Here is a 26542-nt window from a genome sequence, read left to right as displayed (position 1 = left end):
AGCAGTAGAAGGAAAACACAATGCAATATACTGAGATTTATCTTGGTGTTGGTATGTTCACCTTACTGGTTGTTGCATTAGTCGTCATGATTCTGGCGGCTAAAGCGAAACTGGTATCTTCCGGTGAAATTATCATTGGTATCAACGGTGATCCAACCAAAGCGATTAAAACCGGTGCTGGTGGGAAACTGTTAAGCGTATTGGCAGATAAAGGTATTTTCTTATCGTCAGCCTGTGGTGGCGGTGGTTCTTGTGGCCAGTGTCGGGTGCACGTTCATTCAGGTGGCGGTGATGTACTGCCGGTTGAGTTTGGTCATTTGACCAAAGGCGAACGTCGCGAAGGTTGTCGTCTGGCGTGCCAGGTCAGTGTTAAAACTGATATGGAAATTGAAGTTGAAGCAGAAATTTTCGGCATCAAAAAATGGGCTTGTTCAGTTATTTCTAACGATAACAAAGCAACCTTCATTAAAGAGCTGAAGCTGCAAATTCCTGATGGTGAATCAGTGCCGTTCCGCGCTGGTGGTTACATCCAGATTGAAGCACCAGCACACCATATTAAGTATGCGGATTTTGATATCCCTGCAGAATACCGTGGTGATTGGGAACGGTTTAAATTCTTCACTTTAGAATCTAAAGTCGACGAAGAAACCATCCGTGCTTATTCGATGGCGAACTATCCGGAAGAAGAAGGCATTATCATGTTAAACGTGCGGATCGCGACACCTCCGCCAAATAACCTGACGCTGCCTTGCGGTAAAATGTCTTCGTTTATCTGGAGCCTGAAAGCCGGTGATAAAGTAACGATTTCAGGTCCATTTGGTGAATTCTTCGCCAAAGACTCCGACAACGAAATGGTATTTATCGGCGGTGGTGCTGGTATGGCGCCAATGCGTTCGCACATTTTTGACCAGCTGCGCCGGTTAAAATCACAACGCAAAATCACCTTCTGGTACGGCGCCCGTTCGAAACGTGAAATGTTCTACGTTGAAGATTTCGATATGCTGCAAGCGGAAAACGAAAACTTTAAGTGGCATGTAGCGTTGTCCGATCCGCAACCGGAAGACAACTGGACTGGTTACACTGGCTTTATCCATAACGTCATTTTTGAAAACTACCTGAAGAACCACAAGGCTCCGGAAGATTGTGAATTCTATATGTGTGGTCCACCAATGATGAACAAAGCGGTCATTAATATGCTGAAAGACTTAGGCGTAGAAGATGACAACATCCTGCTGGATGATTTCGGTGGTTAATCACTGAGTTATAGACAAAGCCAACCTTCGGGTTGGCTTTATGCTTTTGAGCATGCAAGAACGTTGTTATAATGCACATCACCTGATGTTGTCTGTTGATTCTGTGTCTGCAGATAGCGGTGATTCTGATTGAGGTTGCAATGGAAATTTTTGTACTGACATTTATTCTGATGCTGATCGTATTCGCGGCAATGGCCATCGGTTACATGGTGCAACGTAAAACGATTGCCGGTTCCTGCGGTGGTTTAGGTGCCTTAGGCATCGAAAAAGCCTGTGATTGTGACAATCCATGCGAAAAACGTCAGGAGCGACTGCGTAAAGAAAAAGAATGGCAAGAAAATAAAATTATCTGAGTTCCTCTCAAATAGCACATGTCACCACAGGTGACATGTGCTCTGATAGTCAAAAGCGATAGCCGACAGCCAGTTTTAATGCATAAAGCGATTGAGTATCAGGATCAGAGAGTCCCACCACTTCAACCCTGCTAAACCATTGCTGATTAAATTGATGATCGATGCCTAAGCCATACAGCAACGCAGTATTGGTACTTGAATAACCACAAGCCCGCACTTTTCCTACCGGGACGTTGTTAGAAATGAAATCATAAGTAAAGGTATCTGCAGTCTGGTTTGTACAAGCTGCGCTGCCATGCTGAAATACCCAGGATTCGGATTTATTGTTGATAGCGCCGACCCGATAAAACAAAGTGTTGTATTCGTCTAGAGCGGTTTTCCCCAATACACTCATTGATAAACCGGAACTTTTGTGTCCTGATTTGAAGACGATGCCGCCGCCGTTGTTTGGATTGCTAATGTTGGCAAAACCAGGCCATTGCGGAGACTGGTCTATCAACTGGTCGTAGCCAAGTTCCAGACTCCATTGATCAGTCAGAGTATAGCCAACGCCGATTTGGCCACCACTCCCGCTACGATCTACAGGTTTATCTACTTTACTATAATAACCGCCCAGGGTTGTGTACACGTCAGCTGCAGCATGGCCAGCCGTCAATGCAAAGCAGAGCAAAGCGGCAGATATATGTAGATTTCGTATAGTCATGATCAAAATTCCTTTTGAGATAAATGTAGAAAAATAAGTAGATGTTTTTCTTCGGAAAACTTTGTAGGTAAGTTATATAAATTTATCTTAATAGTAAATGAATGATTGACGTGCGCAGTACTGGTGTTTAGTTGTTTGTAATTGGTCTCTCTGTCTAAGGAAGGTAACGGCGCTGTAGTCTGCCGCTGACAGCCACATGAATGGCATCATGCGCTATCATCTTGTGTGTACTGAAGTACTGTCCGATAATGCTGCCAATTTCAAAAGAAGGATAATGAAAACAATGGCCTTACCTCTTTGCATTGCAGTGTCAGACTTAAGCTCGGCTTTGACCGATCCACAATTTGACGCACTTATTTTGATTTGTACTCAAGTAACAGAAATTCCAGACAATAACCTGCAGCAGCAGGTCAATCAGATTGCTGCCATTGATCAACGCGTTGGTAAAGAAGCGGTATTGTTGCACACGGCGCTGGCGCCTGGTCATCGCTGTATCGTTGCTCCGGTCGGGCCACTTGGCCGAGATTATGACGACGTGCGTAGTTTTGCCGACGCCGCAAAACAAGCTATTGTTCTGGCCAAAAATGCTGGCGCGGTCAGGCCTGTAGTCTGGGTGCAAAATGCCGGTAGCCCAACTTTTGCCAAGGCGGCCGAAGTCGTGTATCTGGGGATGACACAGGCACTGTGGCAGCCGTTAGAAGGCCGGGAGGCGTTAGTTGAAACGGCGGTAGAACCTGTACAACAACTTGGTCTGGTTGGCATAGACGAATCTCTGGCCTTCAGACTTACCGCCATTGAATCTGGCAAACGACTGGCGCGTGATTTATGCGGTACTGAACCAGAGCGGATGACGCCACGACGTTTTGCTGATTATTGTGTCGAGGCTTTTGCCGATTCAGCCGTGTCGGTGCAGGTACAAACGGACGTCGAAACACTACAGCAGCAGTACCCATTAATGATGGCGGTTGCCCGCAGCTCGTTGCATGTAGAGCGGCATAAACCCGCGGTGATCCGTCTCGAATATGTGCCGGAAGGGACTGTAACCCAGACATTATTGTTCGCTGGAAAAGGTCTGGTGTACGACACAGGTGGCGCTGATGTAAAAATAAATGGCGGCATGGCCGGGATGAGCCGTGATAAAGGTGGAGCTGCAGCGGTTGCTGGCTTTTTAAAAACAGTCGCCTTACTAAAACCAGCCGGATTAAAAGTTATTGCCGAAATTGGTGCGGTTCGGAACAGTATCGGCTCAGATGCTTTTGTGCCGGATGAAATTATTAAAAGCCATGCTGGCGTGCGCGTTCGGATTGGGAATACAGATGCCGAAGGGCGTCTGGTGCTGGCCGATTTGATGTCTCACCTGAAACAAGACGCCGTTGATGCGGTGAATCCAACCTTGTTTTCAGTCGCTACTTTAACCGGTCATGCCGCCAGAGCTGTGGGTCCATACACTGCTTTGGTTGAAAATGGTGCCGCATTACAACTTGGATTGTCGGCCACATTGGCGCGGCAGGGTGATATCTGGGGCGACCCAAGTGAAGTATCGCGCAGTCGTCGTGAAGATTTCACTTTTATCAAACCACGTAGTTGCGCTGACGATGTGTTGAGTTGCAACAATGCGCCTTCATCCGTTACCGCCCGCGGTCACCAATTCCCGATGGCATTTCTGGTGGTCGCTGCGGGCTTGGACCAGGCTTCCGCCGTTGCCGAATCTGCATTGCCTTATGTCCATATCGATATAGCCGGCAGTGGTGTCGATGGGGGCGACTGGCAACATGGTAAACCTTCGGCCGCGCCGGTGACTGCTCTTGTGGCGACTTATCTTTCATAGTGACAGGCGGGTACGGAGCTGCCTTCCTGGAAGTTTCAGCAGGTTGGATTGCAGCTTAGGGTGATGGTTTTTTACCCGATATTCGGCTAAAAAGAACTGATCCGCGGCGATAGTGAGTGCTGTCGCCGCGACTATTTACCCAACTCGGCGAATATTAGCCGCCAAACAGGTTGTGACCACTGCCTTTGCTCGGTATGCTGGATATCATGAAGATTCAGACGGATTTGGGTTCAACAGACTAATGAGACTACGCGAAACTCTGGTTATTTATATGTTTCCGTTGTTAGTGCTGCCCACTGTCTTGTTCGGCTACCTGTCTTATTACTACAGCAGTACCACTTTCAATCACCAAGCCTATATCAAAGTTGCCCGGCATCTTGGCAACCAACAGCAAAAACTCGAACACTTCTTCAATTATCAGCAGCAGGCGTTAATAACGCTGGCAAAACAAACAACGTTACAGCATTTTGTGGCAGAAGCAGCACCTTCTGATCTCGCCGTACAGCCGCTGCTTTTGCAATACCAACAGCAACACAACGATGTACAACAAGTCAAACTGTTGAAACTAAACGGTGAGCTGATCGCGTCGGCACCGGCTCATGCGTTGCCTGATATCGCGGTCAACAAATTTCGCAGTGAATATTTCTCGTCGTTACAAAGCATGGTCGATGACAGTGGAATTTTTATTTCCAGGGAAACTGATTTAAATGATCTGAAAGTGATCGTGGCGCAAAAGGTCTATCAACCAGCTAAAAATAGTTCTGATATCAACCGGTTATGGGGTTATCTGGTTGCCACTGTCGATATGCGGGAGCTTGACTCCGTGGTGCAGGACAAGCTACTGGAACACCATGAAACCTTGGTAGTAAGCGGCAGCGGCAATATTGCTTACGCTGACAAACCCAATCTGGTAGGGAGTGCTTTTGCCCCAACCAATTTCCGGCAAATTCAGCAAACAGTCGCAGCTGAACGGCTGAAATCAGTGGTGCTGCTGGGAAAACCGATGCTGGTGCTAGCTGCGTCATTACCTGGTGATTTTATGCTGGTGAGCGCTGTGGATGAATCCGAATTGCATGAAGGCATGAATTTACTGCCGCTCATATTGTTTGGCAGCAGTTTAGTATTCGCGCTTGGTTTGCCTCTGCTGTGCTACTGGGTTCTGGTTCGTTATATTTTTGAGCCGATTAAAGTACTGACAGAGGCAAAGACCGCTGTTGGACGGGGTGATTTAAGCTCGTTACTGGTTGTTAAAAAGCAGGATGAACTGGGCGACATGTTTGCCGCTTTTAATGTGATGGTGCGCCAGTTGCGGGTTTATCGGGAGCGGGAGCGTGCCTATAAACAATTACTGGAAGATAAGGTATTACAGCGAACGCAGGATTTGGCACTGGCCAACAGCAATCTGGCGGCAGCGAATCAGGAATTAATTCAGGCGCGTGAAACCGCCGAGCAAGCCAACCGGCTGAAAAGCGTGTTTCTGGCGAATATGAGTCATGAAATCCGCACCCCGCTAACCGCAATTATCGGTTTTAGCGAACAAGCGCTGATTGAAACCGAACGGGAAAAACTGGCGGATTACCTGCAGCGGGTACTGCGCAGTGGTGACCATTTACTGAATTTAATCAATGATATTCTTGATCTGTCAAAAATTGAAGCCGAAAAACTCGAGCTATCCAGCCAGTCATTTAATTTTCTGCAGATGATTGATGATATCTATCAGCAAACCAATAGTCAGGCGCAGGCAAAACATCTGAATTGCGTGCTGGAGTTGAATTATCCGTTACCCCAATTTTTACAGACCGATGAACTGCGGTTTCGCCAGGTGTTGTTAAATCTGACCAGTAATGCACTGAAGTTTACCCAGCGCGGCAAAGTGGTGATCCATGTCAGTTACCTGACCGGAGACGAGCAACTGATCATCAAAATTAAAGATACCGGTATCGGCATGTCCGTTGACGAGCTGAATAAATTGTTCCAGCCCTTTGTTCAGGCTGATGCCACGGTAACCCGTAATTTTGGCGGAACCGGGCTTGGGCTGGTCATTTCGAAAAAGCTGATGCAGCAAATGCAGGGCGACATCCGGGTTGAAAGTGTTAAAGGCATTGGCAGTTGTTTTGAGATTATGATGAATTGTGAAACCCAACATGTAAGTCTGGTGGATTCTTACGAACACCAGGCTGCCAGTGTGCAGCCTGAGCCAGATAATTTTCATAGCAGTAAATTGAAAATTCTGGTGGCAGAGGATAATACCGATAATCAGCTCTTGGTCTCGGTATTGCTGAACAAAATGAATGTCGATTATGTGATGGTCGCCAATGGTCACCAAGCGGTTGAACAACTGCTGGCTACTGAATTTGATTTGGTGTTTATGGATATGCAGATGCCGGAAATGGGGGGTGAAGAAGCGACCTTATTAATCCGGCACGCCGGCATTGATGTGCCTATAATTGCCTTAACCGCCAATGTGATGCGTGAAGATCATCAACGATATTTGTTAGCCGGCTGCCAGGATTTGCTGGCCAAACCCATAGTGCAAAAGGACTTTTACGCCATGATCAAACAGTACACTCACAAGGAACGCACAGCGGAAGAAGAGTTGGCGCTGCGGTTAGAACAAGACCCGGCCATAATTGCGTTAAAACGTGACTTTGCCGAAAAATTACCTTCGCTTATTAATGAGCTGCAACATTATCAGCAGGTTGCAGATTTAGCCAAACTGCAATATGAAGCACATAGCCTGAAAGGTTGCGCCGGCAGTATGGGGTTTCCGGAGATCACGCAGCTGGCAGCGGAGCTGGAAATGTCGGCTCGAAGTACAGATTTGATGGCCTGTCAGCTGATTTTAGGGCGGATGCAGCAGCATCTGAGCTGCAGGCAGCCAATGTCTCAGGTCACAGATAAGGGCATGGCATGACGGTAACAACTGCAGTGGTTAGCCGCGAATTTGAGTTACATCCGCAGCTGGCTAAAGATTCGGTATGGATCAGTGACTGGCCTTTGTGCCAGTTACGGCTAATTAATGATAAAAACTACCCTTGGTTTATTCTGGTGCCTAGACGAGCAGATGTGCGTGAAATCATTGATCTGACTGATGAGGATCAAGAGTTATTGTGGCGGGAAAGCCAAAAGCTCAGCCGGTTGCTGCAACAATGTTACGCTCCGGATAAATTGAATATTGCTGCGCTTGGCAATATGGTTCCGCAGTTGCATCTGCATCATATCGGCCGTTTCACTTCGGATGCGGCCTGGCCTGCACCGGTGTGGGGAAAAGTACCAGCCGTCTCATACGGCGAAACTGAATTACAAACTGAATGTCGGCGCTGGGCTTTGTTTTAATGGTACAGGATGGGTTATGTCAGCCGAAAATGCATTAGTTACCTTGTTAATGGCAAAACTGGCGACCAATATGCTGGTGCTGCCAACCTTGCCGGAAATCGCGGTCAGAGTACGCCAGGCTGCCGATGATCCGGATATCAATCTGCATGCGATGGCCGAAGTGATCGCGTTGGATCCGGCGTTGGCGGCGCGGATGATAAAAATTGCCAATAGTGCTTTTATTGGACGCAGTATTAAAGTGTCGACATTAAACCAGGCGGTGACCAGGATTGGTTTAAGTCAGGTGAAAAATATTGCAACTGCAATGGCGCTGGAACAACTTTTCGTCAGCCATACTCCGGAAATCGCCAGCAAAATGGCTGAGCTCTGGCGTGATACGGTGCATGTCACTTGCGTGGCAATGGCCTGCCTGCAAGCTTATTTACCCAAGCACAAACATGACAACCTGAATCTGGATACCCTGACACTGGCTGCCCTGGTGCATCGGATTGGGGTATTACCGATTCTGGCCGAAGCGGAAAAACATCCACAAGTCTTCGGAGAAGAGACCTTTTTATTGCATGCGATTGATGAGTTTTCGTCACCGATTGGCGAAGCAATTTTGCAAAACTGGGAATTCTCAGACACCTTTATTGACGTGGTGCACAGCTGGCAACTGACTGAATTTAAAGGCAGTATCGGCTATGTAGATTTTATCCGGCTGGGGCTTATTTCAGCCAATTATTACCGGGATCGGCGGGAGCAAGATAAATTACTGGATGCGTATGTGCTGGTGGGGTTAATCAGTAAAAGGGCATTTATGCAGGAGCCGGCAATTGCACTGGCTTACAATGAAGCAAAAGCGTTGTTTGTCTGACAGTGCTGTAAGACAACAACCAGTGAGCTGCAATATCCGCTGTGGCTCACTGGCTGCAATGTCAGCTTAAGCCGCTGGCGTTACCGCTTGCTGCAGCGCTTTGAGTAATACTGCCAGTTCATTGGCCATCACCAGCAAATCGGCATCAAGGCGCAGCACCATATCATCCCAGCCTAATTCATCATTCTGATTGGCCAGTACTTCATGGAAGCGCAGCTTTTTCAGGCCGCCATCGTCACAGACCATAAAGCTGGCTTGACCTTCAACCACAAACTCCAGTTTAGTGACCAGCTTGTCTTCGAGGTGACTTTGCACTTCAGCCGCCGTCAGCAGATGGTTGCTGAATTTTACTTTGGCGCCTTCTTCGTCCGGAGCTTTTAATTCAGCTTCATTACCCAATTTAAAAGCAGTAGGTAAATCCTGATCTGTCAGCCATTGCTGCATGGCCAGATTCAGCTGATTGTTGTCAATCCAAGGCAGTGCAGGTAACGAACCCAGTGCCTTACGCACCAAACTGAGTACATCTTCAGCTTTACCCGCTGAACTGCTGTTCACAATAAACCATTGATTTTCAGCATCATAAAGAGCTGTGGTCACAGTAGAACGGCTAAATGCCCGTGGTAATAAAGTTTGGATCAGTTCTTCTTTAAGTGCCTGCTTTTCTTTACGACCCAGTGGCCGGCCTTTTTCCATTTCCAGCGCGTCAATTTTTGGCTGCAATTCTTCATTGATGACTGCTGCGGGCAGTACTTTTTCCTGACGCTTTACTGCGAACAAATGCAAATGTTGTTGCTGGTGGTGATACTGCTTGATGCTGTGATGCAGCGGGTAGGTAAAGCCCATCCGGACCGCTTCCTGACCGGTACAAGGACTGAATTTATGTTCAGTCAACGCACGTTCTAAGGCTTCAGGCTCCAGATTTAAGGCTTCGGTAATTTTGTAAACACGCAGATTTTTAAACCACATAATCGGACGGACTCTTTTGAAAAAAAGCCAGTATACCGATTACCCGATGCGGCACAACAGCTTCATGGCCACCAACAACTCAGCTGTTCAATGTTGCAGCAACGTGCCAGTGGCCATCCTTGTTTTAGAGCATGGCTAGCGCTTCAACACCTTCGGAAAGCGAATGTGGTAAGCCAGACCATGGCCAGGTTCGCTTTTTACCTGAATGCTGCCGGCCAGCGTTTGGCGCACCAGGTTGTAGGTGATATGGGTGCCAAGACCGCTGCCGCCCTGATCACGTTTAGTGGTGAAAAACGGATGGAACAATTTTTCCAGTTGTTCCGGCGTTAAACCTTTGCCGTTGTCGGCATAATTGATGTCTACCACATTGCCTTCATCAACCACGGTGATGTTGATATTACCTTCGGTCATATCTTCAAAACCGTGGATCAAGGAATTCATCAGCAGGTTGGTGAAAATCTGAGAAATGGCACCGGCCGGACAGCTGAGGATCAGGTTTTCCGGGCAATTCACCTCAATATGGTGTTTGGTTTTTTTGAAATGTGGCTGCAAACTACGAATGATTTCATTCAGATAATCAGCGAGTTGGATGGTTCTTATCGCTTCGCTGGTTTGATCAACGGCAATTTGTTTAAAGCTGGCAATCAGCTCAGATGCGCGGATCAAATTGGTGTTCAGTAACTCAGTACCTTGTTTGGCTTCTTCAATAAAATGTTCCAGCGCCTTGGGTGATAAGCTTTTTTCATGATACGCATGTTCCAGTGCCGATAGTTTTTCGGCAAGGAAACTGGTCGCAGTCACGCCAATGCCAACCGGTGTATTCACTTCATGGGTAATACCTGCGACTAAACCACCTAATGCGGCCATTTTTTCTGATTGTACTAACCGGTCTTGTGCCTGACGTAAGTCGGTGACCAGTTTTTCTAGTTCGGTTTGTTTACCGCGCAAGGCTTCTTCGGTGTGACGACGGCGTTCTATTTCTTCGCGAAGTGCTTGCTGCTTGACTTCAAGCTCTTGTTTTTGCTGTTGTAAATCCATCATTGCCTGGCTAAGGCCAGAGGTTTTACGGGCAACTTCCTGCTCCAGAATCAGATTGTGTTGATCCAGTTTTTCATTCGATTGCAGTAGTTGTTTTTGGGTGTTTTCCAGCTGACCTTTGTAATCCTGTACCCTGGCAATTAAACGGTTAAAGGCATCCGCCATCACGCTGAGTTCGTTGGTATCCCCATGCTGAATTTCAACTTTGGCGCCATCGAGATTATCCAGCTCAAGCTCTTCAATTTGTTGGGTTAATTCAGCCAGCGGCAAGGTCAGTTGTCGACGGAAGGCGATCAGAAACAGAATAATTAAAAAGGTAGTTTTAAGTAGGGCATTACCGATCAGGAAGTAGATGCCGATTTTAATCCGATCCAGTACGATAGTGCGGCTGGAAAATAACGTCACATCGCCAACCTGGGTGGCGCGGCCGGAAAATTCAAAAATCAGCGGAAAGGTATAACCAAACAAGCCCGATTTTTGCTCGGTCAGGCGCACACCTTCTTTCACCAGTTGATTGCTGTAGCGCTCGCTGATATCGATATATTGACCTAACTGGGTAATCACAGCACCGCTGTCATCACGCACGATAATGCCTTCGATAGATGGGATCGCCAGCAAGCCATCGGCAATGATCAACGCCTGTGTGGTGTTCAGCTCCCAGATGGCTCTGGTCAAGCTGCCAGAGATCGTTTGTTGCAGCGTTGCCAGTTCGCCGTTGATATGGTTTTTGGTATTAAAGTACTCAGCAACAATCTGCCCCAGGGTCACCACGAAGGTTAAAACGAAATAAACTGACAACACTTTGGTCAGCAGTTTCCTTGATAAACTTTTTTGCTGCATCTGACTACCTGTGATTTCAGCTTTGGATATCCATCCGGTGCTGTAAAATTAGCTAAAAAAAACAACAATTAAAATAGAAATGTCAGATTTAGTTCCGGTATTTGTAAGATTCTGGATTTAGCATGATGCAAGTTGTTGTTTCAAGCCATTTTCCAGTTGCAACTATAGCTGAATTTCAGGTTTGCTGAAAATTAAAGCAAGCTTGTTAATAACCGCAAATTTGGTATGGCAATTTGTGGGTATCTGTTGCATTAGCTAGGGTTACTGGTTATATTTTGCCCGTAACTTCGCAGAATAATTAGAATTAATTGAGGCTGTACCTAATGGCTTTGCCAGTGCTTATTTGTGATGACTCGTTGTTGGCGCGTAAACAAGTGCGCAAGAGTTTACCTGAATCTTTTGACGCTGAATTTCAGACTGCCGGTAACGGTTTAGAAGCACTTGCTATTCTACGTGCACAGGAAATTGGGCTGGTTTTTCTCGATTTAACCATGCCAGAGCTTGATGGTATTGGTGTGCTGGAAGCAATCAAAGCCGAAAGTATCGACTGTTTTGTCATTGTCATTTCTGCTGATATCCAACCTGAGATGAAAAAGCGGGTGATGGAACTCGGCGCTTTAGCTTTTATTCATAAGCCGGTCAATGAAGACAAGCTGCACAGTATTTTAAAACAGTATGGATTGATATGAGTACTTTCGGATTCAGCGAAGAACAACGCGATTGTCTGCAGGAAATCATCAATGTGGCGATGGGACTTGCCAGTGACAAACTTGCCCGGTTTCTCAATACTTTTGTGCATTTGCAAGTACCCTCGATCGCCTTAGTTGGCGCCAGCCATATCCCTGCTGAATTTGAAAACCGCTATCAGGATACCGAAGCCGCACTGGTCAGCCAGGGTTTTTTCGGCAATGAAGGTGTGCGTGGCGAAGCCATAGTGCTATATCAGATGGAAAACGCCCATAAGATCTCAGCCTTACTTGGTTATGAAGTGGGCGATGTTTCTGAAATTGAAATGTTGACCGATATCAGTTCTATTCTAACTACCACCTTCTTAAACGGTTTAGCCGATCAAATCGAAAATAGCCTGTCTTACAGCGCGCCACGGGTGTTGTCTTCGGTGAAAGGCGATTTGTCGAGTTTATTGCGCAGTACCTCGTTTCACTGGGAACATGCGCTGAAAGTTGACATCAGTTATCAACTGGTTGATCACTCCTTTAATTGCGACATGATTTTGCTGATCCCAGGTGAAGCCGTTACCAATATCCAACGTATTCTTGATCGGATCCTGGAAGATTATTGATGTCGCATGCCTGGTTAAGCAGTCCGATCCTGGCGCAACTCAATAGCGGTGTGATAGTGGTCGACGACGAATATCAGATCCATTATCTAAACGCTTTTGTCGAACGTCACGCTTCATTGCAGTTGTCCGAAGTGCAGGGCAAATCGTTATTTACAGTATTTGCCGATTTGCCGGAAGCCTGGCTGAAGCGGAAGCTGATGAGCGTGCTGGATTTAAACACTCCGGCTTTTAGCAGCTGGGAGCAACGGCAGTATATTTTTAAGTTACCGCATCTAAGACCCATCACCAGCAGCAGCCAATATATGGCGCAAAACTGCAGCATGTTACCGTTAAATTCTGAGCAGTCTGAACAGCCACTCATTTGCATTTTGATTGAAGATGCTACCGATGCTTTTGTGTATCAGCAGCATTTAAGTAAAACGCTGATTGAGCTTGAAAAAGCGAACCGTCAGGACGGCTTGACCAAGGTGCTGAATCGTCGGTATTGGGAAGAGCAACTGAAGCAGGAAATTCATCGGGCGCAGCGTTATCACCATCCTTTGTCGCTGATTTTGTTTGATCTGGATAAATTCAAAGATCTAAACGACAAATATGGCCATTTGGGTGGTGATTTTGTGTTGATCCAACTGGCATCTTTTATCAGCAGTTTACTGCGTGATTCTGATTTGTTCGGCCGTTACGGTGGTGAAGAGTTTGGCATTATTCTGCCCGATACCGGTCTGGATGGTGCGGTAGAAGTGGCGGAACGGATTTGTCAGGCGGTAGCCGAATATCCGATGTTGTTTAACCAACAAACCATTCGCGCCAGTATCAGCATGGGGGTGGCTGAATTGCTGCCAAAACAACACCTGTTGCATGATGATGTGATCCGCTGTGCCGATATGGCGCTTTACAACGCCAAGCGTGCTGGCCGTAATCGGGTCTGCAGTTATCTGGCTGGTGAGACCGAATATCAGAAGAAAGTGAACTAAGAGCCGAAGGTTATTTGTTCACCTTCAGTGCGACCAAAACTGGAATATTTGTCGTTCAACGGCAAAAAGTGTTGGTTTAACGACAAAAAAACAATTATTTCTATGCATTTAGATTGACAGACGTCTAAAACTTTGAGCATATGAGCGTCATGAAATATAAAAATAACAATACAACCACCACGATTATTACCACCAACCCTGCGGGGTAGGAGGTCGGCGGCGTATTGTCTTGAAAAAGGCCCGTGACCTCACCAGTCACGGGCCTTTTGCGTTTCTTAAAGGAGAAAACACATGAAGGTGCTGAAGTTTGGTGGTTCGTCGTTAGCGTCAGTTGAACGATTTTTGGAAGTTGCTGGCATTGTAAAACAACAACTTAGCGCAGAACCTATTGCGCTGGTACTGTCGGCACCCCAGGGTGTCACCAATATGTTGGTGGAACTGACTGACCTGGCATTTTTGGGCACCGACTATCTGCCGGTGTTACAACAATGGCAACAACGGTTATCTGGCCTGCAGCAACAAGCGCAGGCGCAGTTGTCAGAAGCGGCCAATAACACTTTAACGCAGGTGCGTGAAGCACAATATGCAACACTTTCGGCCCAGTTACAGGGTGTTGCTTTACTACAATATTGTCCGGATCACATCAAAGCCAGGATCCTCGGTTTAGGCGAGCAATTTAGTGTCGCGCTGATGACCGGACTGCTGCAAGGTTTGCATATTCAGACGGCAGCGCTGGATTCAGTACAGTGCGTGAAAAGTCAGGGCGACTTTTTAAACGCAGTGGCAGATGTTGCCGCGTCAGAGGTGGCACTTGCAGCCGCGATTAGTGCCGCACCGCAGCAGGTACAAGTGTTTGTGATGGCGGGTTTTGTTTCCAGCAACGCCAAAGGTGAATTATGCCTGCTTGGACGCAATGGCTCGGATTATTCAGCAGCCATAGTCGCTGCCAGTCTGCGCGCCAGTGTTTGTGAGATCTGGACCGATGTTGATGGCGTGTACAGCGCAGATCCGCGGCAGGTGAAACAGGCGCAGCTGATCGACCACTTGTCCTACGACGAAGCAATGGAGCTGTCGTATTTTGGCGCCAAAGTGCTGCATCCAAAGACCATTGGCCCGTTAGCGCGTTACCAAATTCCTTGTTATATTAAAAACACCTTAAACCCGGCGGCGCCAGGCACCTGCATCGATGCCAATAACAATGGCGATTCACTGGTGAAAGGCATTTCCAGCCTGGAACATCTGGCGCTGATCACCGTATCGGGCCCTGGCCTAAAAGGCGTGGTAGGGATGGCTTCCCGCGTCTTTGCCACCATGGCGCGCGAGCAGGTGTCAGTCAGTTTAATTACTCAATCCTCCAGTGAATTCAGCATTAGCTTTTGTGTGGCGCAACTTGATTTAGGCGTGGCGAAACAAGCGCTGGAAACCGAGTTTGAACTGGAATTGCAAGGTAAGTTGTTACGGCCGTTATCCATTCAGTCGGATATGGCAATTGTCAGTCTGGTCGGCGATGGCATGCGCCAGCACCGGGGTGTAGCAGCGAAGTTTTTTGCTTCGTTATCACAGGCTCGGGTCAATGTGGTGGCCATTGCGCAGGATTCTTCTGAGCGTTCTATTTCTGCAGTGGTGGAACAAAAAGCCTGTCGTAATGCGGTGAAGGTATGCCATGAAAACTTTTTCAGCCATGTACCGAGTATCGACGTGTTTCTGGTCGGTTGTGGTGTGGTTGGCAGCGAATTACTGGCGCAGTTCCAACGCCAGCAGCAGTTCTTAAAGCAACGTAATGTGCGGCTGACGGTGTACGGTATCGCCAATTCCAAAGCTTTGTTATTGGATGGGCAGGGTATCGATTTAAGCAACTGGCAGCAGCGCATTACCGATCAAAAAGCCCAGTTTAGTCTGGCCGCGCTGACACAGTTTGTACAGGATCATCATTTAACCAACCCGGTGCTGATTGATTGCACCAGTGCCGAGCCGGTGGCGATGCAATACGCCAACTTCTTAGCCGCTGGTTTTCACGTGGTCACGCCTAACAAAAAAGCCAATACCGCGAGCCTGGAGTATTACCGCGAGCTTCGCAGCGTGGCGCAGAAAAACCGCCGCCGTTTCCTGTACGAAACCACCGTAGGTGCTGGATTGCCGGTCATCGATACGCTACAGGGGTTGCTGAACGCCGGTGACGAGCTTATGGCATTTGAAGGAATTTTGTCAGGTTCATTGTCCTATATGTTTGGCGAGCTGGAGCAGGGCGTTAAACTGTCCGATGTGACGGCCAAAGCTAAGGCGTTGGGCTTTACTGAACCTGATCCACGTGATGATTTATCTGGCATGGATGTGGCGCGTAAGTTATTGATTTTAGCCCGTGAAGCCGGTATGCAGCTGGATTTAACCGATGTGACGGTGGAATCGGTACTACCGGCAGATTTTGCTCCAGGCAGCAACGTCAGCGACTTTATGCAACAGCTACCAGAGCTAGACAGCTGGTTTGCCGACAAAGTGGCGGCAGCGGAGGCGCAAGGCAAGGTGCTGCGCTATATCGGCGAAATTAACCAAGGCAAGTGTAAGGTGTCGGTTAAGGCATTAGATAGCAACCATCCGCTCGCCAAAGTCAAAGACGGCGAAAATGCGCTGGCCATTCACACCCGGTATTACCAGCCAATTCCGTTTGTGCTGCGTGGTTATGGCGCCGGTGCTGCGGTGACGGCGGCTGGGGTCTTTGGTGATGTGATGCGGACCCTTGGCTGGCAGCAGGAGATGTAACGATGAAGTCGTATTTTGCACCAGCTTCAACCGGCAATTTTTCGGTTGGGTTTGACTTACTGGGCGCTGCTTTTGCGCCAAAAAATGGTGAGTTATTGGGGGATGAGCTGGTGATCGAAGCTGAAGCGGCTGAATTAACGCTTAAGCTTTCAGGACGTTATGTGCATCAGTTGCCGGGTGATGTCACCGACAATCTGGTGATCAAGTGCTTTTACGCCTTTGAGCAAAAGGTCGGTAAGACTTTGCCACGATTAAAGTTGCACCTGAAAAAGCATCTGCCGGTTGGCAGTGGATTAGGTTCCAGCGCCTGCTCTATTGTGGTGGCTTGTTTTGCCTTTAATGACTATTTCGGTAAACCGTTATCGGATTTTGAGCTGCTGCAACTGACCGCTGTTTGTGAAGGTGGCGTCAGTGGCGCGGTGCATTACGACAATGTCGCGCCATCTTTGTACGGTGGTTTACAGCTGATGCTGCCGGAAAGTCCGCTGCTGTGTCGGCCTTTGCCATGGTTTGCCCACTGGCAAGTAGTGCTGTGTTATCCGGGCACTGTGCTGTCGACCAAAGCGGCGCGGGAAGTGATGCCAAAAGAGCTGAGCCTGAAGCACAGCATCCGTTTTGCCAATATGTTGTCGCGGTTTGTCAGCGCTTTGTATTGCCAGGATGAAACCGAAGCTTTTGCCGCGTTGCAGGATTTAGTGGCAGAACCTGCAAGGTTGCCGCTAATTCCGGAGCTGACGCCCATTCGCGCAGCATTAATGGCGGCAGGTATTGGTCATGTTGGTATTTCCGGTGCCGGGCCGACGTTGTTTGCGGTTTGTCAGAACGACCAACAAACGCAATTTGCGGCGGATTATTTTCGCGAACATTATGAAAAAAATCAGGATGCAATGACCCATATTTGTACCTTGGATACAGCTGGTGCGCGGGTGTTAGCAGATTAACAGCAGAATTTTAAAGCCGATTTTGTAAGCAGTACATAAAACAGGATTCAGTGAAATGCAGTTAAGAAATATCAAAGTACCAACTCAGCAAGTCAGCTTTTTAGAAGCGGTGCGGATTGGCTTGGGCGAGCAACAAGGGTTGTTTTTCCCGGACAGCTGGCCAACGCTCGATGTGGATGCGTTATTGGCGCAGCCTTTTGCCAAGCGCAGCGCCGCTATTTTACAGGCATTGATTGGCGATGAATTACCAGAAGCTGAATTATCAGCGCTGGTGGCAGAAGCTTTTGCTTTTGGTGCACCTTTAGCCAGGGTGACCGAGGATGTTGCCTGTCTGGAGCTATTCCATGGTCCGACCTTAGCCTTTAAAGATTTTGGCGGCCGTTTTATGGCGCGTGCTTTAATGGCATCGCAGCAACGCTCGGGCGTTTCCAATACCACCATTGTCACCGCAACATCGGGTGACACCGGTGCTGCAGTCGCCCATGCCTTTTACCAACGCGCTGGTGCCGAAGTGGTGATTTTATTCCCGAAAGGAAAAATCAGTGTGCTGCAGGAAAAATTGTTCACCACTTTGGGTAAAAATATTCATACGCTGGCGGTGGATGGCGATTTTGACCAGTGTCAGGCGTTGGTGAAAGAAGTATTTAATGACCGCGAATTGGTCAAACGCCTGAATATCAACTCGGCCAATTCGATAAATATCAGCCGTTTGTTTGCGCAAATATGTTATTACTTTGAAGCTGTGGCGCAAGTGCCAGCCGATAAACGCGACAACATCGTGATTTCGGTACCCAGCGGCAACTTTGGTAATTTAACGGCGGGCTTAATTGCCAAAGTGTTAGGTTTACCGATTAAACGAATGATTGCTGCCACCAATGCCAATGATACTGTGCCGCGTTATTGGCAAAGTGGCGATTGGCAGGTTAATCCGACAGTCGCAACTTTATCCAATGCGATGGACGTCAGCGCGCCAAATAACTGGCCACGGGTCGAAGACTTGCTGGCGCAAGGTGTCATTCAGCGTAGCGATTTAGTCACCACCATGGTCGATGAAGAAGACACGCAATTGGCAATGCGCCAATTGGCCCAGCTGGGTTATTTAAGTGAACCACATGCCGCTGTCGCTTACCGCGCGTTAAAACGTGAACTGCAACCTGGTGAATTTGGGATTTTCTTAGGCACTGCTCATCCGGCGAAATTTAAAGAGCAGGTCGAGAATATTCTCGGTAATCCAATCGCTTTACCGCCGGCGCTCGCTGCCGTTGCCGGTGAGGCAAGTTTAGCTGTTGATATGGCGGCGGATTTTGTAGAATTGCGTAAAGTTCTGTTGTCGCTGGAAAAGTAATTGTTGGTTACTTGCAGCGATAGCTTCAGATAACTAGGGTTACCCGACTCTCGCTCAAGGAATTCGATAGTGCATCTAAACTGGCATGATGTGATTGGGGCTGAGAAATCTCAGCCTTATTTTCAGCAAACTATAGACGCGGTTAAGCAGGCGCGCGCCGCCGGGGAAGTGATTTACCCGCCGGAAGCCGATGTGTTTTCGGCGTTTAAACTCACTGATTTTGACAATCTGAAAGTAGTGATTATTGGGCAGGATCCTTATCACGGGCCGAATCAGGCGCATGGTTTGTCATTTTCGGTACGTCCTGGTGTCGCTATCCCGCCTTCGCTGCGAAACATGTACAAAGAGCTGGCCCTCGAGTATCCGGATTTTCAGATGCCCAAACATGGCTGTCTGGAAAATTGGGCGACGCAGGGCGTATTGCTGCTCAATACCGTGCTGACAGTTATCGCCAATCAGCCGAATTCGCACCGGCATTTAGGCTGGGAGCAATTTACCGATAACGTCATTCGCGCCATTAGCAGCAAATCCGAGCCTGTGGTGTTTTTGCTGTGGGGTTCACACGCCATCAAAAAGCAAAAGCTGATTGATGGTATCAAACATCACATTCTGACAGCGCCACACCCGTCGCCCTTGTCGGCACATCGTGGCTTTTTGGGCTGCGGCCATTTTGCTGCGGCCAATCAGTGGTTAACAGCGCAGGGCAAAACAGCTGTGCAATGGCAGGTATAGAGGTAACGGCAGTCCACTTTATTGCGGCTAGGTGAGAACATCAACCTTTTGGCAGTAACTCATCATTAGAGATAACGACCGCAGCCTTTAAGCTGCAGTCATTATGGTGCGGTTTGCTGAACGCCAGAAACTAAAAAGCCCACCGTAAAAAAGGAGGGCTTTAAATGGTTACATCAGCTGTTCAATCAGGTCGTCGTCGAAACTAAAGTCAATGTCTTCGAGCTCTTTGCGTAATCTCTGCCGTTCTTTGACGGCCTCGATTTCGCGCCATTTGCGCTTCACCGCTCGACTGCTTTTCGCGGCTGGGCGCTCCAACATGTTCAGTAAGTCCTCAAAGCTTTCCATACTGCACCTCGCTGAGTTGTTGTTATTATCGCCAAAATTGATATCACACTTTGTGACAAATTAAAATAGTCAGATGACAGAAAAATGAATTGAAAATGAACAATTGGCGATAAATTTTATGAAGGCGGGTTTGGATTGGTCTGATTGCAGAAAACCGGCAGACAAGAGGAGGGCACTATTACTGTATAAAAAAGGGCCACAAACTGCGGCCCTAATAAAGATAACTTCGCGAAATCATCACTACAGATTATTGCTGAAACAACTTAATCAACCGCTCAGTCGATGCATCAAACTGATGCTGTTGCTGACCCGACAACACCTGATAAATCGGTGTCGACAGTTGTTTGCCAAGCTCGACGCCCCATTGATCAAAGGAATTGATATTCCAAAGCACGCCTTGCACAAACACCTTATGTTCATACAACGCCAATAACGCGCCTAAATAAAACGGCGACAGTTCTGGCAGCAACAGGGTGTTGCTCGGTTTATTGCCTGGCGATACTTTATGCGGCGCAAGTGCTTCCGCTTGTGCAGCAGTGCCGCCGGCAGCCAGAACTTCACTGGTGGCTTCGTCCAGCGTTTTGCCTTGCATCAGCGCCTGGGTCTGGGCAAAACAATGCGCGGCTAAGCGATGATGATGATCCTGCAGATCATGGGCTGGTTTAATCGGCAGAATAAAATCAGCAGGTACCGCCAATGCACTTTGATGCAATAACTGGTGGTAGGCATGTTGGCCGTTGGTGCCGGCGTCGCCCCAGATCACCGGTGCAGTGGCCGCAGTTAAAGCGTCACCTGCGATATCGACACCTTTGCCGTTACTTTCCATATCGAGTTGCTGCACATAAGACGGCAACAGTCGCAGATAATGACTGTATGGCAATAGTGCCTGGGTCTGACAACCTAAACCATTGATATACCAAACACCCAACAAGGCCAAAATCACCGGCATATTTTCGGCAAGTTCAGCCTGCTGGAAATGTTGATCCATGGCATGGGCGCCAGCCAGCAGCTGATTAAACTGCACGGTGCCGAGCATCAGACAAAGTGGAAAACCGATGGCAGACCACAACGAATACCGGCCACCAACCCAATCCCACATCGGCAGAATATGGTCACTTTCGATGCCAAATTCAGCTGCAGCTTTAATATTTGACGAGGTAGCCCAGAAATGACGGGCAATCGCTGCCTGATCGGCGCCGTTGTCGGTAAACCATTGACGAATGGCCAAAGCGTTTTGTTTGGTTTCTTCAGTACCAAAGGATTTGGAAGCCACAAACACCAGTGTTGTCGCCGGATCCAAACCTTTCACCACATCGCTGACTACAGCGCCATCAATATTACCGGCGAAATGAATTTGCAGCGGGCTGATATTGTAAGGTGTGAGTGCTTCTACCGCCATTTGCGGGCCCAATAACGAGCCCCCGATGCCGATCCAAATTAAATCGGTGATCGGCTCTCCGGTATAACCAGAGTATTGCAGGCTGTTCAGTTGCTCGACTAACGCAAACATCTGCGCATGGCAGGCACTGATTTCGGCGCTGATATCCGCATCATCTAAAGTCAGATTCGCTGACAAAGGCGCGCGCAGCGCGGTGTGCCAGACACTGCGTTGCTCAGAGCTGTTGATTTTATCACCGGCAAACATCTGTGTCCGTTTGCTGGTTAAATCGCTATTTTGCGCCAGTCCAAGTAAATGTTGCCAGATGGCGTCGTTAATCAGGTTTTTAGAATAATCCAGCTCAATACCACAGGCGTTTAGCGCATATCGCTTCGCGCGCTCTGGATCTGCAGCAAATTCCTGCCGCAGGTTTAATGGTTGTTTCGCAAGTTGCGCCAGCTCGCGCCAAACTGCAGACGGCATTCTAAACTCCTTGTGCAAAATCAGTGGTGTGTCGGGCGTGGATCATTGCAGCGCCAGGCTAATCACTTGTTCCAGTTTACGTTGGTCGATAGCAAATTTACGAATGCCTTCAGCCAGCTTTTCGGTTGCCATGGCGTCTTCGTTCAGTGCCCAGCGGAATTCGGTTTCAGTCAGACTGGCCGGTTTTGCGGTGGTGGCGCCAGTGTCTTTTAAATACACTGTCAGATCACCCGTTTGTTTGTCCAACTCGTCCAGCAATGGCGGGGCAATGGTTAAACGGTCACAACCGGCCAGCGCCAGTACTTCACCGATATTGCGAAAGCTTGCGCCCATCACAATAGTATTATGGCCATGTTGTTTGAAATAACGGTAAATTTCCCGTACTGAAATCACGCCAGGGTCGGTTTCGGCATCGTAACTTTGACCGGTGCTGGCTTTGTACCAGTCCAGAATACGGCCAACAAAAGGCGAAATCAGGAACACACCAGCTTCGGCGCAGGCGCGAGCCTGACACATATGGAATAACAGCGTCAGGTTGCATTGAATGCCCTGTTGCTCTAGCACGCGGGCGGCTTGAATGCCTTCCCAGGTGGAGGCAATTTTGATCAGAATTTTATCTTTGCCAATGCCATTTTCCTGATACAGCGCAACCAGCTGCAGCGCTTTGGCAATAGTGGCCTGCGTATCAAAGCTTAAACGGGCATCAACCTCAGTTGAAACGCGACCCGGCACCAGTTTGCTGATGGCGGTACCGACATCAACAGCGAATTTGTCAGACGCCAGACTAAGTTGTGACGACTGATCCGCAGCTTTGGCTTTTGCGTAAGCAGCTGCCTGAGCCAATAAAGGTTTCGCAAACTCTAATTGGCTGGCATTCAGTAACAAAGATGGGTTGGTGGTAGCATCAACCGGCCGGAATTGTTCGATGGCGTTTAAATCACCGCTGTCGACAACAACGGTCGTCACAGCTTTTAGTTGGGCTAATAATGTGCTCATATCGTTTAATTACCATTTATTGGTCAGCTAAATGCTGAAATTGCCTTCGATTCTATTTATTTGTAGGAATATTACAACAAATAATGCGGGTAAATGTTGAATTCCTGCCAAACAGTTGCTCAATTTTTATCGTGTTACTATAGTAGTTTTATCACGTTTTACGTGTTGTCACCCGAGAGCCGCCCATCGCCGATTCTGATTTGTTAAGGCCGTAATGACGTTGACGCCCAAATTTTACAAACACAAAAAAGTCCTGGTCGTTGATGATTGTGATCCTGTGCGCGCGTCAATCAAAAGCATGTTACAAAAAATAGGTTTCGAACATATTGCAACAGTGTCCGATGCCAATGCTGCTATTGCCAATTGTACCGAAGTTGAATATGACTTTATCCTGTCCGATTTTAGCCTCGGTGAGGGTAAAGACGGTTATCAGTTATTTGAAGCACTGCGTCATTTGAGTTTATTAAAAAGCTCATGTTGTTATTTGATTATCAGTGCCGAAAGTCAGCGGCAGATAGTTCACGGCGTAGTGGAACTGCAACCTGACAGCTATTTACTGAAACCTTTTACCTTTATTCAATTGGAAAAGCGCCTGCTGCGCGCTTTGCAGATAAAAACGTCGTTGGCCAAAGCCTATGATGAAATTCACCAGGGCTTATTTGTTGAAGCGGCCAATTCCTGCGAAACCGTGATTAAATCTGACCCTGATTTTGCCATTTTTGCCGTCCGTCTCAAAGGAGAATTACTGCTGCAGATGGAACATTTTCAGGCAGCAGAGCAACTTTATGGCCATATTCTGACACGGCGTGACTATGCCTGGGCTCGTTTAGGCCAGGCCATAGCGCGGTTTTGTCAGCAGCGTTGGCTGGAAGCCGAGTTTGAACTGCGTGAATTGTCGCGGATGGACGAAACCAAAGTCGAAGCGCTGGACTGGTTAGCGCGGTTGTTCATCAAACGGCAGCTGCTGAAAGACGCTTATGAAACCTTAAGTGAAGTCACCAAATTATCACCCAAAAACTATCAGCGGCAAAAAGCCCTGGCCAATTTGGCGGAAATCAACGGTTTAAAAGAAGATACAGTGAAGGTGTACGCACGGTTACTGAATGCAGCGCGTTATTCCATTTACGACACGCCCGATAACTTCCTGAATTATGTGCGGGCGATTATTGAGCAGGCGAAAGACGTCAACAAACTGGAGCAAGCCAGATTATTAAAAAAGGCCGATGAAATTCTTGGCAATATCGGCAAAAGATTTTCGCTCGAAACTTATATCCACGAAGAGCTGGCGGTGCGGGCGCGCATCAATATTCTCAAAGGCAATATTGACGAAGCGCGGGATTTGCTGGTGAAAAGTGATGCAGCGGAGGGTAGCCGTACTTTGTCGGTGGAAGCATGTCTGGATAAAGCCAAGGCCTATTTTGAGGCCGGTAATTTGTCACGCTCTGATGAATATATGGAAAAACTCAGCGAAGTGGTGAATCACGAAGATTTGCTGGCAAATACGCTAACGGTGCTGATCCAACACGAACACAAACAACACGATAATTTGCGAGAAGAAATTAAGACCCTGAACAACGATGGCCTGGACGCCTACCAGAATGGTTATTTTGGCCGGGCGCTGGAGTTCTTTAATAAAGCCTTTGACTATATGCCCTACAACCCAAGTCTGGCCCTGAATCTGCTGCAAACCATCAGTAAAATTGGTGGGGTGAACAAAGACAGTGCCCGGCTGGCGCGCCGTTGTGTGGTGATCCTCGAACAAAGTGAGTTGTCGGATGCCAATCAACGCCGGTTTCAGGCGGTAATGAAAGAGCTGAGCTCATTATTACAGCTGGCCTGAGCTGGTCTGAACTAGCCCGGACTGGCCTGAACTAGCGTAGTTTTGCTATAGTGCCGGCTTTTCGCGGTACAAGGTTCAGTTCAATGTTAATGGTTGTTTCTCCGGCAAAAGATTTAGACTATCAAACTCCTGCCCCTGATGTTTCGGCGACAGAGCCTACCTTGCTGGCACACAGCAGTGAACTGATTAAGGTCTGTCGCAAACTCAAACCACTGCAGTTATCACAGTTGATGCATATCAGCGACAAACTGGCCGGTTTAAATGCCGCGCGTTTTGCTGACTGGCAATTGCCTTTTACTGCTGAGAATGCCAAACCAGCACTATTTGCTTTTAACGGTGATGTTTACCAAGGATTGGACGCCGCCAGTTTAACAGCCGAACAGGTGCAGTATGCCCAGCAAAAACTGCGCATTTTAAGTGGCCTGTATGGGGTGCTGAAACCGCTGGATTTGATGCAGCCATACCGGCTGGAAATGGGTACTTCGCTTGCAAATAAACGCGGCCAGAACCTGTACCAGTTTTGGGGCGACATCGTCACCACCGAACTTAATCAACAGTTGGAACAGTTAAACGCGCCGATGCTGCTGGATTTAGCTTCGCAGGAGTATTTTAAAGTGGTGCGGCCAAAGTTATTGGCACGGCCGATAATGAAAGTGCAATTTCGCGATTTTAAAAACGGTGATTATAAAATTATCAGCTTTTTTGCCAAAAAAGCCCGTGGTTTGATGGCGCGGTATGTGATTACTGAACAGATTGATCAGCCATCGGGCCTGAAAGATTTTAACCTGAGTGGTTATCAGTTTAATGCTGCTGCATCATCCAACAGCGAACTGGTATTTTTACGTCGGTTGGCAGATTCTTAGCCACCTGGTTTGAACCGAAACACCCAATGCTTGCCGCTGTAAAATTGCGGCTGCGCTTTTACAGCCAGTTTTGCTAAAATACTGGCCTGACCTTCTCTGAGAATCCAGCATGAAATTTCCCGGCCGCCGTAAACTGAAGCATTATTTCCCGGTTTCCCAACCAAAACTACAACTCCCAAGCTTCGAAGTGCGGCCAGAACTGGACACTTATGTGGTGGGTTTAGATCAGACCATTGTCGATGTGATTGCCAATGTGTCGGACGAATTTTTAGAAAAGTATACCATTGGCAAAGGCTTATCTAACTTAGTTGAACACGGTAAGGCTGATCAGATTTATCAGGAACTGGTGCAAAACGGCGCTATTTCTGACCATTTCGCCGGAGGCACCATCGGCAACACCATTCACAACTATTCGGTGCTGGCTGACGATAAATCGGTGTTATTGGGCGTGATGTCGGCCAGCATTCAGCTCGGTAGTCCGGCTTATCACTATTTATGTCACACCAGCTCGAAAGTGGATATGAACCATTTGCAAGGGGTGTCTGGCGATATTGGTCGTGGCATTACCATGATCACCCCGGATGGTGAGCGGACTTTTGTCATCGATCCAGGTGAAATGGATGCGCTCACGCCAGCCTATATTCCGGAAGATATTATCGCTAAAGCAGCAGCGGTGGTGGTCAGTGCTTATCCGCTGCGCGCCAAAGGCCAGCCGATCCAACAAGCCATGCAACGGTTGCTGGAAATTGCCAAAAAACACGGTGTACCGGTGGTGATGAGTCTTGGTACCAAACATCTGGTGGAAGAACATCGCGAGCTGATTCTAGCGACGGTGCGTGATTATGTCGATGTGCTGGCGATGAACGAACTGGAAGCCGAAGCCTTAACCGGTTTTGCCGACCCGCTGCAAGCCGCCGAAGCGGTACTGGAACTGACCGATATGGTGTTGGTGACCGCTGGACCTGAAGGCCTGTATTTGTGTGGTTACACCGATGAGCCGGGTAAACGCGAAACGACCAATCCAATAAAATCCGGCACTATTGCTGATTACAACCAGTTTGAATTCAGCCGTCCGGTGCAAAAACAGCACTGTAAAAACCCAGTGAAAGTTTATTCGCATATCGACCCTTATTTAGGCGGGCCGGAGCGGATTAAAAATACCAATGGTGCAGGTGATGGTGCCTTAGCGGCCATACTGCACGATATTGCCGCCAATTATTACCACCGCCATGCGCTGCCACTTTCCAGTAAGCATGAACTGCCTTACTTGGCTTATTCGTCGTTTGCGCAAATTTGTAAATACGCCAACCGCGTCAGCTACGCCATTCTGGTGCAAAATGCGCCACGTTTGTCGCGTGGTCTACCGGAAAAAGAAGATAGTTTAGAAGAAGCTTACTGGGAAAGGTAAATCGCTTCTT

22 protein-coding genes are annotated in these 26542 nt (G+C 48.0%); 16 read left to right on the top strand and 6 right to left on the bottom strand.

The window, feature by feature from the left end; translation table 11 throughout:
* Positions 1 to 20: 20 nt before the first annotated feature.
* Both nqrF and nqrM read left to right on the top strand, forming a co-directional pair.
* Positions 21 to 1253 carry an NADH:ubiquinone reductase (Na(+)-transporting) subunit F gene (nqrF, locus tag A5320_RS16165; protein ID WP_068067215.1) on the top strand — a complete coding sequence of 411 codons (1233 nt, stop codon included), beginning with the start codon at positions 21 to 23 and terminating at the stop codon, positions 1251 to 1253.
* Between the two features lie 140 nt (positions 1254 to 1393).
* Complete coding sequence (nqrM, locus tag A5320_RS16160) at positions 1394 to 1606, top strand: (Na+)-NQR maturation NqrM (protein ID WP_068068113.1); 213 nt, start codon at positions 1394 to 1396, stop codon at positions 1604 to 1606.
* Positions 1607 to 1655: 49 nt separating this feature from the next.
* Here the strand turns inward: nqrM and A5320_RS16155 are convergent, their stop codons facing one another.
* Entirely contained in the window at positions 1656 to 2309 is a 654-nt protein-coding gene (locus tag A5320_RS16155) for an outer membrane beta-barrel protein (RefSeq protein ID WP_068067205.1), read from the bottom strand.
* Between the two features lie 274 nt (positions 2310 to 2583).
* Between A5320_RS16155 and A5320_RS16150 the strand changes: the two genes are divergently transcribed.
* From A5320_RS16150 to A5320_RS16135, 4 genes are all read left to right on the top strand, one after another.
* Positions 2584 to 4137 (top strand): M17 family metallopeptidase, encoded by a 1554-nt coding sequence (locus tag A5320_RS16150; RefSeq protein ID WP_231916754.1) that lies wholly within the window; start codon positions 2584 to 2586, stop codon positions 4135 to 4137.
* Positions 4138 to 4408: 271 nt separating this feature from the next.
* Entirely contained in the window at positions 4409 to 7051 is a 2643-nt protein-coding gene (locus A5320_RS16145; protein WP_231916753.1) for a hybrid sensor histidine kinase/response regulator, read from the top strand.
* The gene (locus A5320_RS16140; RefSeq protein WP_197490154.1) at positions 7048 to 7473 is read left to right on the top strand and encodes an HIT domain-containing protein; all 426 of its coding nucleotides are present in this window, start codon (positions 7048 to 7050) and stop codon (positions 7471 to 7473) included. The genes A5320_RS16145 and A5320_RS16140 overlap by 4 nt, the downstream gene beginning before the upstream one ends.
* A gap of 16 nt (positions 7474 to 7489) precedes the next feature.
* Complete coding sequence (locus A5320_RS16135) at positions 7490 to 8329, top strand: HDOD domain-containing protein (RefSeq protein ID WP_068067187.1); 840 nt, start codon at positions 7490 to 7492, stop codon at positions 8327 to 8329.
* 66 nt (positions 8330 to 8395) lie between these two features.
* Here A5320_RS16135 and A5320_RS16130 read toward each other — a convergent pair whose 3' ends face one another.
* Positions 8396 to 9295 (bottom strand): recombination-associated protein RdgC, encoded by a 900-nt coding sequence (locus A5320_RS16130; RefSeq protein ID WP_068067180.1) that lies wholly within the window; start codon positions 9293 to 9295, stop codon positions 8396 to 8398.
* A gap of 135 nt (positions 9296 to 9430) precedes the next feature.
* The gene (locus A5320_RS16125) at positions 9431 to 11173 is read right to left on the bottom strand and encodes an ATP-binding protein (protein ID WP_068067177.1); all 1743 of its coding nucleotides are present in this window, start codon (positions 11171 to 11173) and stop codon (positions 9431 to 9433) included.
* A gap of 323 nt (positions 11174 to 11496) precedes the next feature.
* Between A5320_RS16125 and A5320_RS16120 the strand changes: the two genes are divergently transcribed.
* The 7 genes from A5320_RS16120 (at position 11497) to ung (ending at position 19219) form a co-directional block, all read left to right on the top strand.
* Positions 11497 to 11862: a response regulator gene (locus tag A5320_RS16120; RefSeq protein ID WP_068067174.1), complete on the top strand. Its 366-nt coding sequence runs from the start codon at positions 11497 to 11499 to the stop codon at positions 11860 to 11862.
* On the top strand, positions 11859 to 12473 hold the full coding sequence (locus tag A5320_RS16115; RefSeq protein WP_068067171.1) for a chemotaxis protein: 615 nt from the start codon (positions 11859 to 11861) through the stop codon (positions 12471 to 12473). Before A5320_RS16120 ends, A5320_RS16115 begins: the two co-directional genes overlap by 4 nt.
* A complete protein-coding gene (locus A5320_RS16110; protein WP_068067168.1) occupies positions 12473 to 13444 on the top strand; it encodes a sensor domain-containing diguanylate cyclase in 972 nt (323 codons plus the stop codon). Before A5320_RS16115 ends, A5320_RS16110 begins: the two co-directional genes overlap by 1 nt.
* Before the next feature lie 291 nt (positions 13445 to 13735).
* Positions 13736 to 16201, top strand: a complete 2466-nt coding sequence (gene thrA, locus A5320_RS16105) for a bifunctional aspartate kinase/homoserine dehydrogenase I (protein ID WP_068067166.1) — start codon at positions 13736 to 13738, stop codon at positions 16199 to 16201.
* A 2-nt stretch (positions 16202 to 16203) separates the two neighbouring features.
* A complete protein-coding gene (gene thrB, locus A5320_RS16100; protein WP_068067164.1) occupies positions 16204 to 17142 on the top strand; it encodes a homoserine kinase in 939 nt (312 codons plus the stop codon).
* A 55-nt stretch (positions 17143 to 17197) separates the two neighbouring features.
* Positions 17198 to 18487, top strand: a complete 1290-nt coding sequence (gene thrC / locus A5320_RS16095) for a threonine synthase (protein WP_068067160.1) — start codon at positions 17198 to 17200, stop codon at positions 18485 to 18487.
* Positions 18488 to 18556: 69 nt separating this feature from the next.
* Positions 18557 to 19219, top strand: coding sequence for a uracil-DNA glycosylase (gene ung / locus A5320_RS16090; protein ID WP_068067157.1), 663 nt, complete (start codon positions 18557 to 18559; stop codon positions 19217 to 19219).
* Positions 19220 to 19387: 168 nt separating this feature from the next.
* Here the strand turns inward: ung and A5320_RS21760 are convergent, their stop codons facing one another.
* From A5320_RS21760 to tal, 3 genes are all read right to left on the bottom strand, one after another.
* On the bottom strand, positions 19388 to 19564 hold the full coding sequence (locus A5320_RS21760; protein ID WP_082971827.1) for a DUF3545 family protein: 177 nt from the start codon (positions 19562 to 19564) through the stop codon (positions 19388 to 19390).
* A gap of 247 nt (positions 19565 to 19811) precedes the next feature.
* Positions 19812 to 21425: a glucose-6-phosphate isomerase gene (gene pgi / locus A5320_RS16085; RefSeq protein WP_068067154.1), complete on the bottom strand. Its 1614-nt coding sequence runs from the start codon at positions 21423 to 21425 to the stop codon at positions 19812 to 19814.
* Between the two features lie 42 nt (positions 21426 to 21467).
* Positions 21468 to 22421, bottom strand: coding sequence for a transaldolase (tal, locus tag A5320_RS16080; protein WP_068067151.1), 954 nt, complete (start codon positions 22419 to 22421; stop codon positions 21468 to 21470).
* A gap of 214 nt (positions 22422 to 22635) precedes the next feature.
* Here tal and A5320_RS16075 point away from each other — a divergent pair, with 214 nt between their 5' ends.
* The 3 genes from A5320_RS16075 (at position 22636) to A5320_RS16065 (ending at position 26532) form a co-directional block, all read left to right on the top strand.
* Positions 22636 to 24261, top strand: a complete 1626-nt coding sequence (locus tag A5320_RS16075; RefSeq protein WP_068067149.1) for a tetratricopeptide repeat-containing response regulator — start codon at positions 22636 to 22638, stop codon at positions 24259 to 24261.
* A gap of 83 nt (positions 24262 to 24344) precedes the next feature.
* Positions 24345 to 25124, top strand: coding sequence for a peroxide stress protein YaaA (gene yaaA, locus A5320_RS16070; RefSeq protein ID WP_068067147.1), 780 nt, complete (start codon positions 24345 to 24347; stop codon positions 25122 to 25124).
* Between the two features lie 109 nt (positions 25125 to 25233).
* Positions 25234 to 26532, top strand: coding sequence for an inosine/guanosine kinase (locus tag A5320_RS16065; RefSeq protein WP_068067145.1), 1299 nt, complete (start codon positions 25234 to 25236; stop codon positions 26530 to 26532).
* Positions 26533 to 26542 lie beyond the last annotated feature (10 nt).

The organism is Rheinheimera sp. SA_1 (assembly GCF_001669775.1).
Classification (GTDB): Bacteria; Pseudomonadota; Gammaproteobacteria; order Enterobacterales; family Alteromonadaceae; genus Pararheinheimera.
Note: the sequence above shows the minus strand (reverse complement) of the source record. Positions and strands in the feature narration are given on the sequence as shown.

What these genes read in the sequence shown, in the direction of transcription:
- nqrF (WP_068067215.1), top strand. Translation starts at nt 21, where the DNA reads ATGCAATATACTGAGATTTATCTTGGTGTTGGTATGTTCACCTTACTG.
- nqrM (WP_068068113.1), top strand. Translation starts at nt 1,394, where the DNA reads ATGGAAATTTTTGTACTGACATTTATTCTGATGCTGATCGTATTCGCG.
- A5320_RS16155 (WP_068067205.1), bottom strand. Translation starts at nt 2,309, where the DNA reads ATGACTATACGAAATCTACATATATCTGCCGCTTTGCTCTGCTTTGCA.
- A5320_RS16150 (WP_231916754.1), top strand. Translation starts at nt 2,584, where the DNA reads ATGAAAACAATGGCCTTACCTCTTTGCATTGCAGTGTCAGACTTAAGC.
- A5320_RS16145 (WP_231916753.1), top strand. Translation starts at nt 4,409, where the DNA reads ATGTTTCCGTTGTTAGTGCTGCCCACTGTCTTGTTCGGCTACCTGTCT.
- A5320_RS16140 (WP_197490154.1), top strand. Translation starts at nt 7,048, where the DNA reads ATGACGGTAACAACTGCAGTGGTTAGCCGCGAATTTGAGTTACATCCG.
- A5320_RS16135 (WP_068067187.1), top strand. Translation starts at nt 7,490, where the DNA reads ATGTCAGCCGAAAATGCATTAGTTACCTTGTTAATGGCAAAACTGGCG.
- A5320_RS16130 (WP_068067180.1), bottom strand. Translation starts at nt 9,295, where the DNA reads ATGTGGTTTAAAAATCTGCGTGTTTACAAAATTACCGAAGCCTTAAAT.
- A5320_RS16125 (WP_068067177.1), bottom strand. Translation starts at nt 11,173, where the DNA reads ATGCAGCAAAAAAGTTTATCAAGGAAACTGCTGACCAAAGTGTTGTCA.
- A5320_RS16120 (WP_068067174.1), top strand. Translation starts at nt 11,497, where the DNA reads ATGGCTTTGCCAGTGCTTATTTGTGATGACTCGTTGTTGGCGCGTAAA.
- A5320_RS16115 (WP_068067171.1), top strand. Translation starts at nt 11,859, where the DNA reads ATGAGTACTTTCGGATTCAGCGAAGAACAACGCGATTGTCTGCAGGAA.
- A5320_RS16110 (WP_068067168.1), top strand. Translation starts at nt 12,473, where the DNA reads ATGTCGCATGCCTGGTTAAGCAGTCCGATCCTGGCGCAACTCAATAGC.
- thrA (WP_068067166.1), top strand. Translation starts at nt 13,736, where the DNA reads ATGAAGGTGCTGAAGTTTGGTGGTTCGTCGTTAGCGTCAGTTGAACGA.
- thrB (WP_068067164.1), top strand. Translation starts at nt 16,204, where the DNA reads ATGAAGTCGTATTTTGCACCAGCTTCAACCGGCAATTTTTCGGTTGGG.
- thrC (WP_068067160.1), top strand. Translation starts at nt 17,198, where the DNA reads ATGCAGTTAAGAAATATCAAAGTACCAACTCAGCAAGTCAGCTTTTTA.
- A5320_RS21760 (WP_082971827.1), bottom strand. Translation starts at nt 19,564, where the DNA reads ATGGAAAGCTTTGAGGACTTACTGAACATGTTGGAGCGCCCAGCCGCG.
- pgi (WP_068067154.1), bottom strand. Translation starts at nt 21,425, where the DNA reads ATGCCGTCTGCAGTTTGGCGCGAGCTGGCGCAACTTGCGAAACAACCA.
- tal (WP_068067151.1), bottom strand. Translation starts at nt 22,421, where the DNA reads ATGAGCACATTATTAGCCCAACTAAAAGCTGTGACGACCGTTGTTGTC.
- A5320_RS16075 (WP_068067149.1), top strand. Translation starts at nt 22,636, where the DNA reads ATGACGTTGACGCCCAAATTTTACAAACACAAAAAAGTCCTGGTCGTT.
- yaaA (WP_068067147.1), top strand. Translation starts at nt 24,345, where the DNA reads ATGTTAATGGTTGTTTCTCCGGCAAAAGATTTAGACTATCAAACTCCT.
- A5320_RS16065 (WP_068067145.1), top strand. Translation starts at nt 25,234, where the DNA reads ATGAAATTTCCCGGCCGCCGTAAACTGAAGCATTATTTCCCGGTTTCC.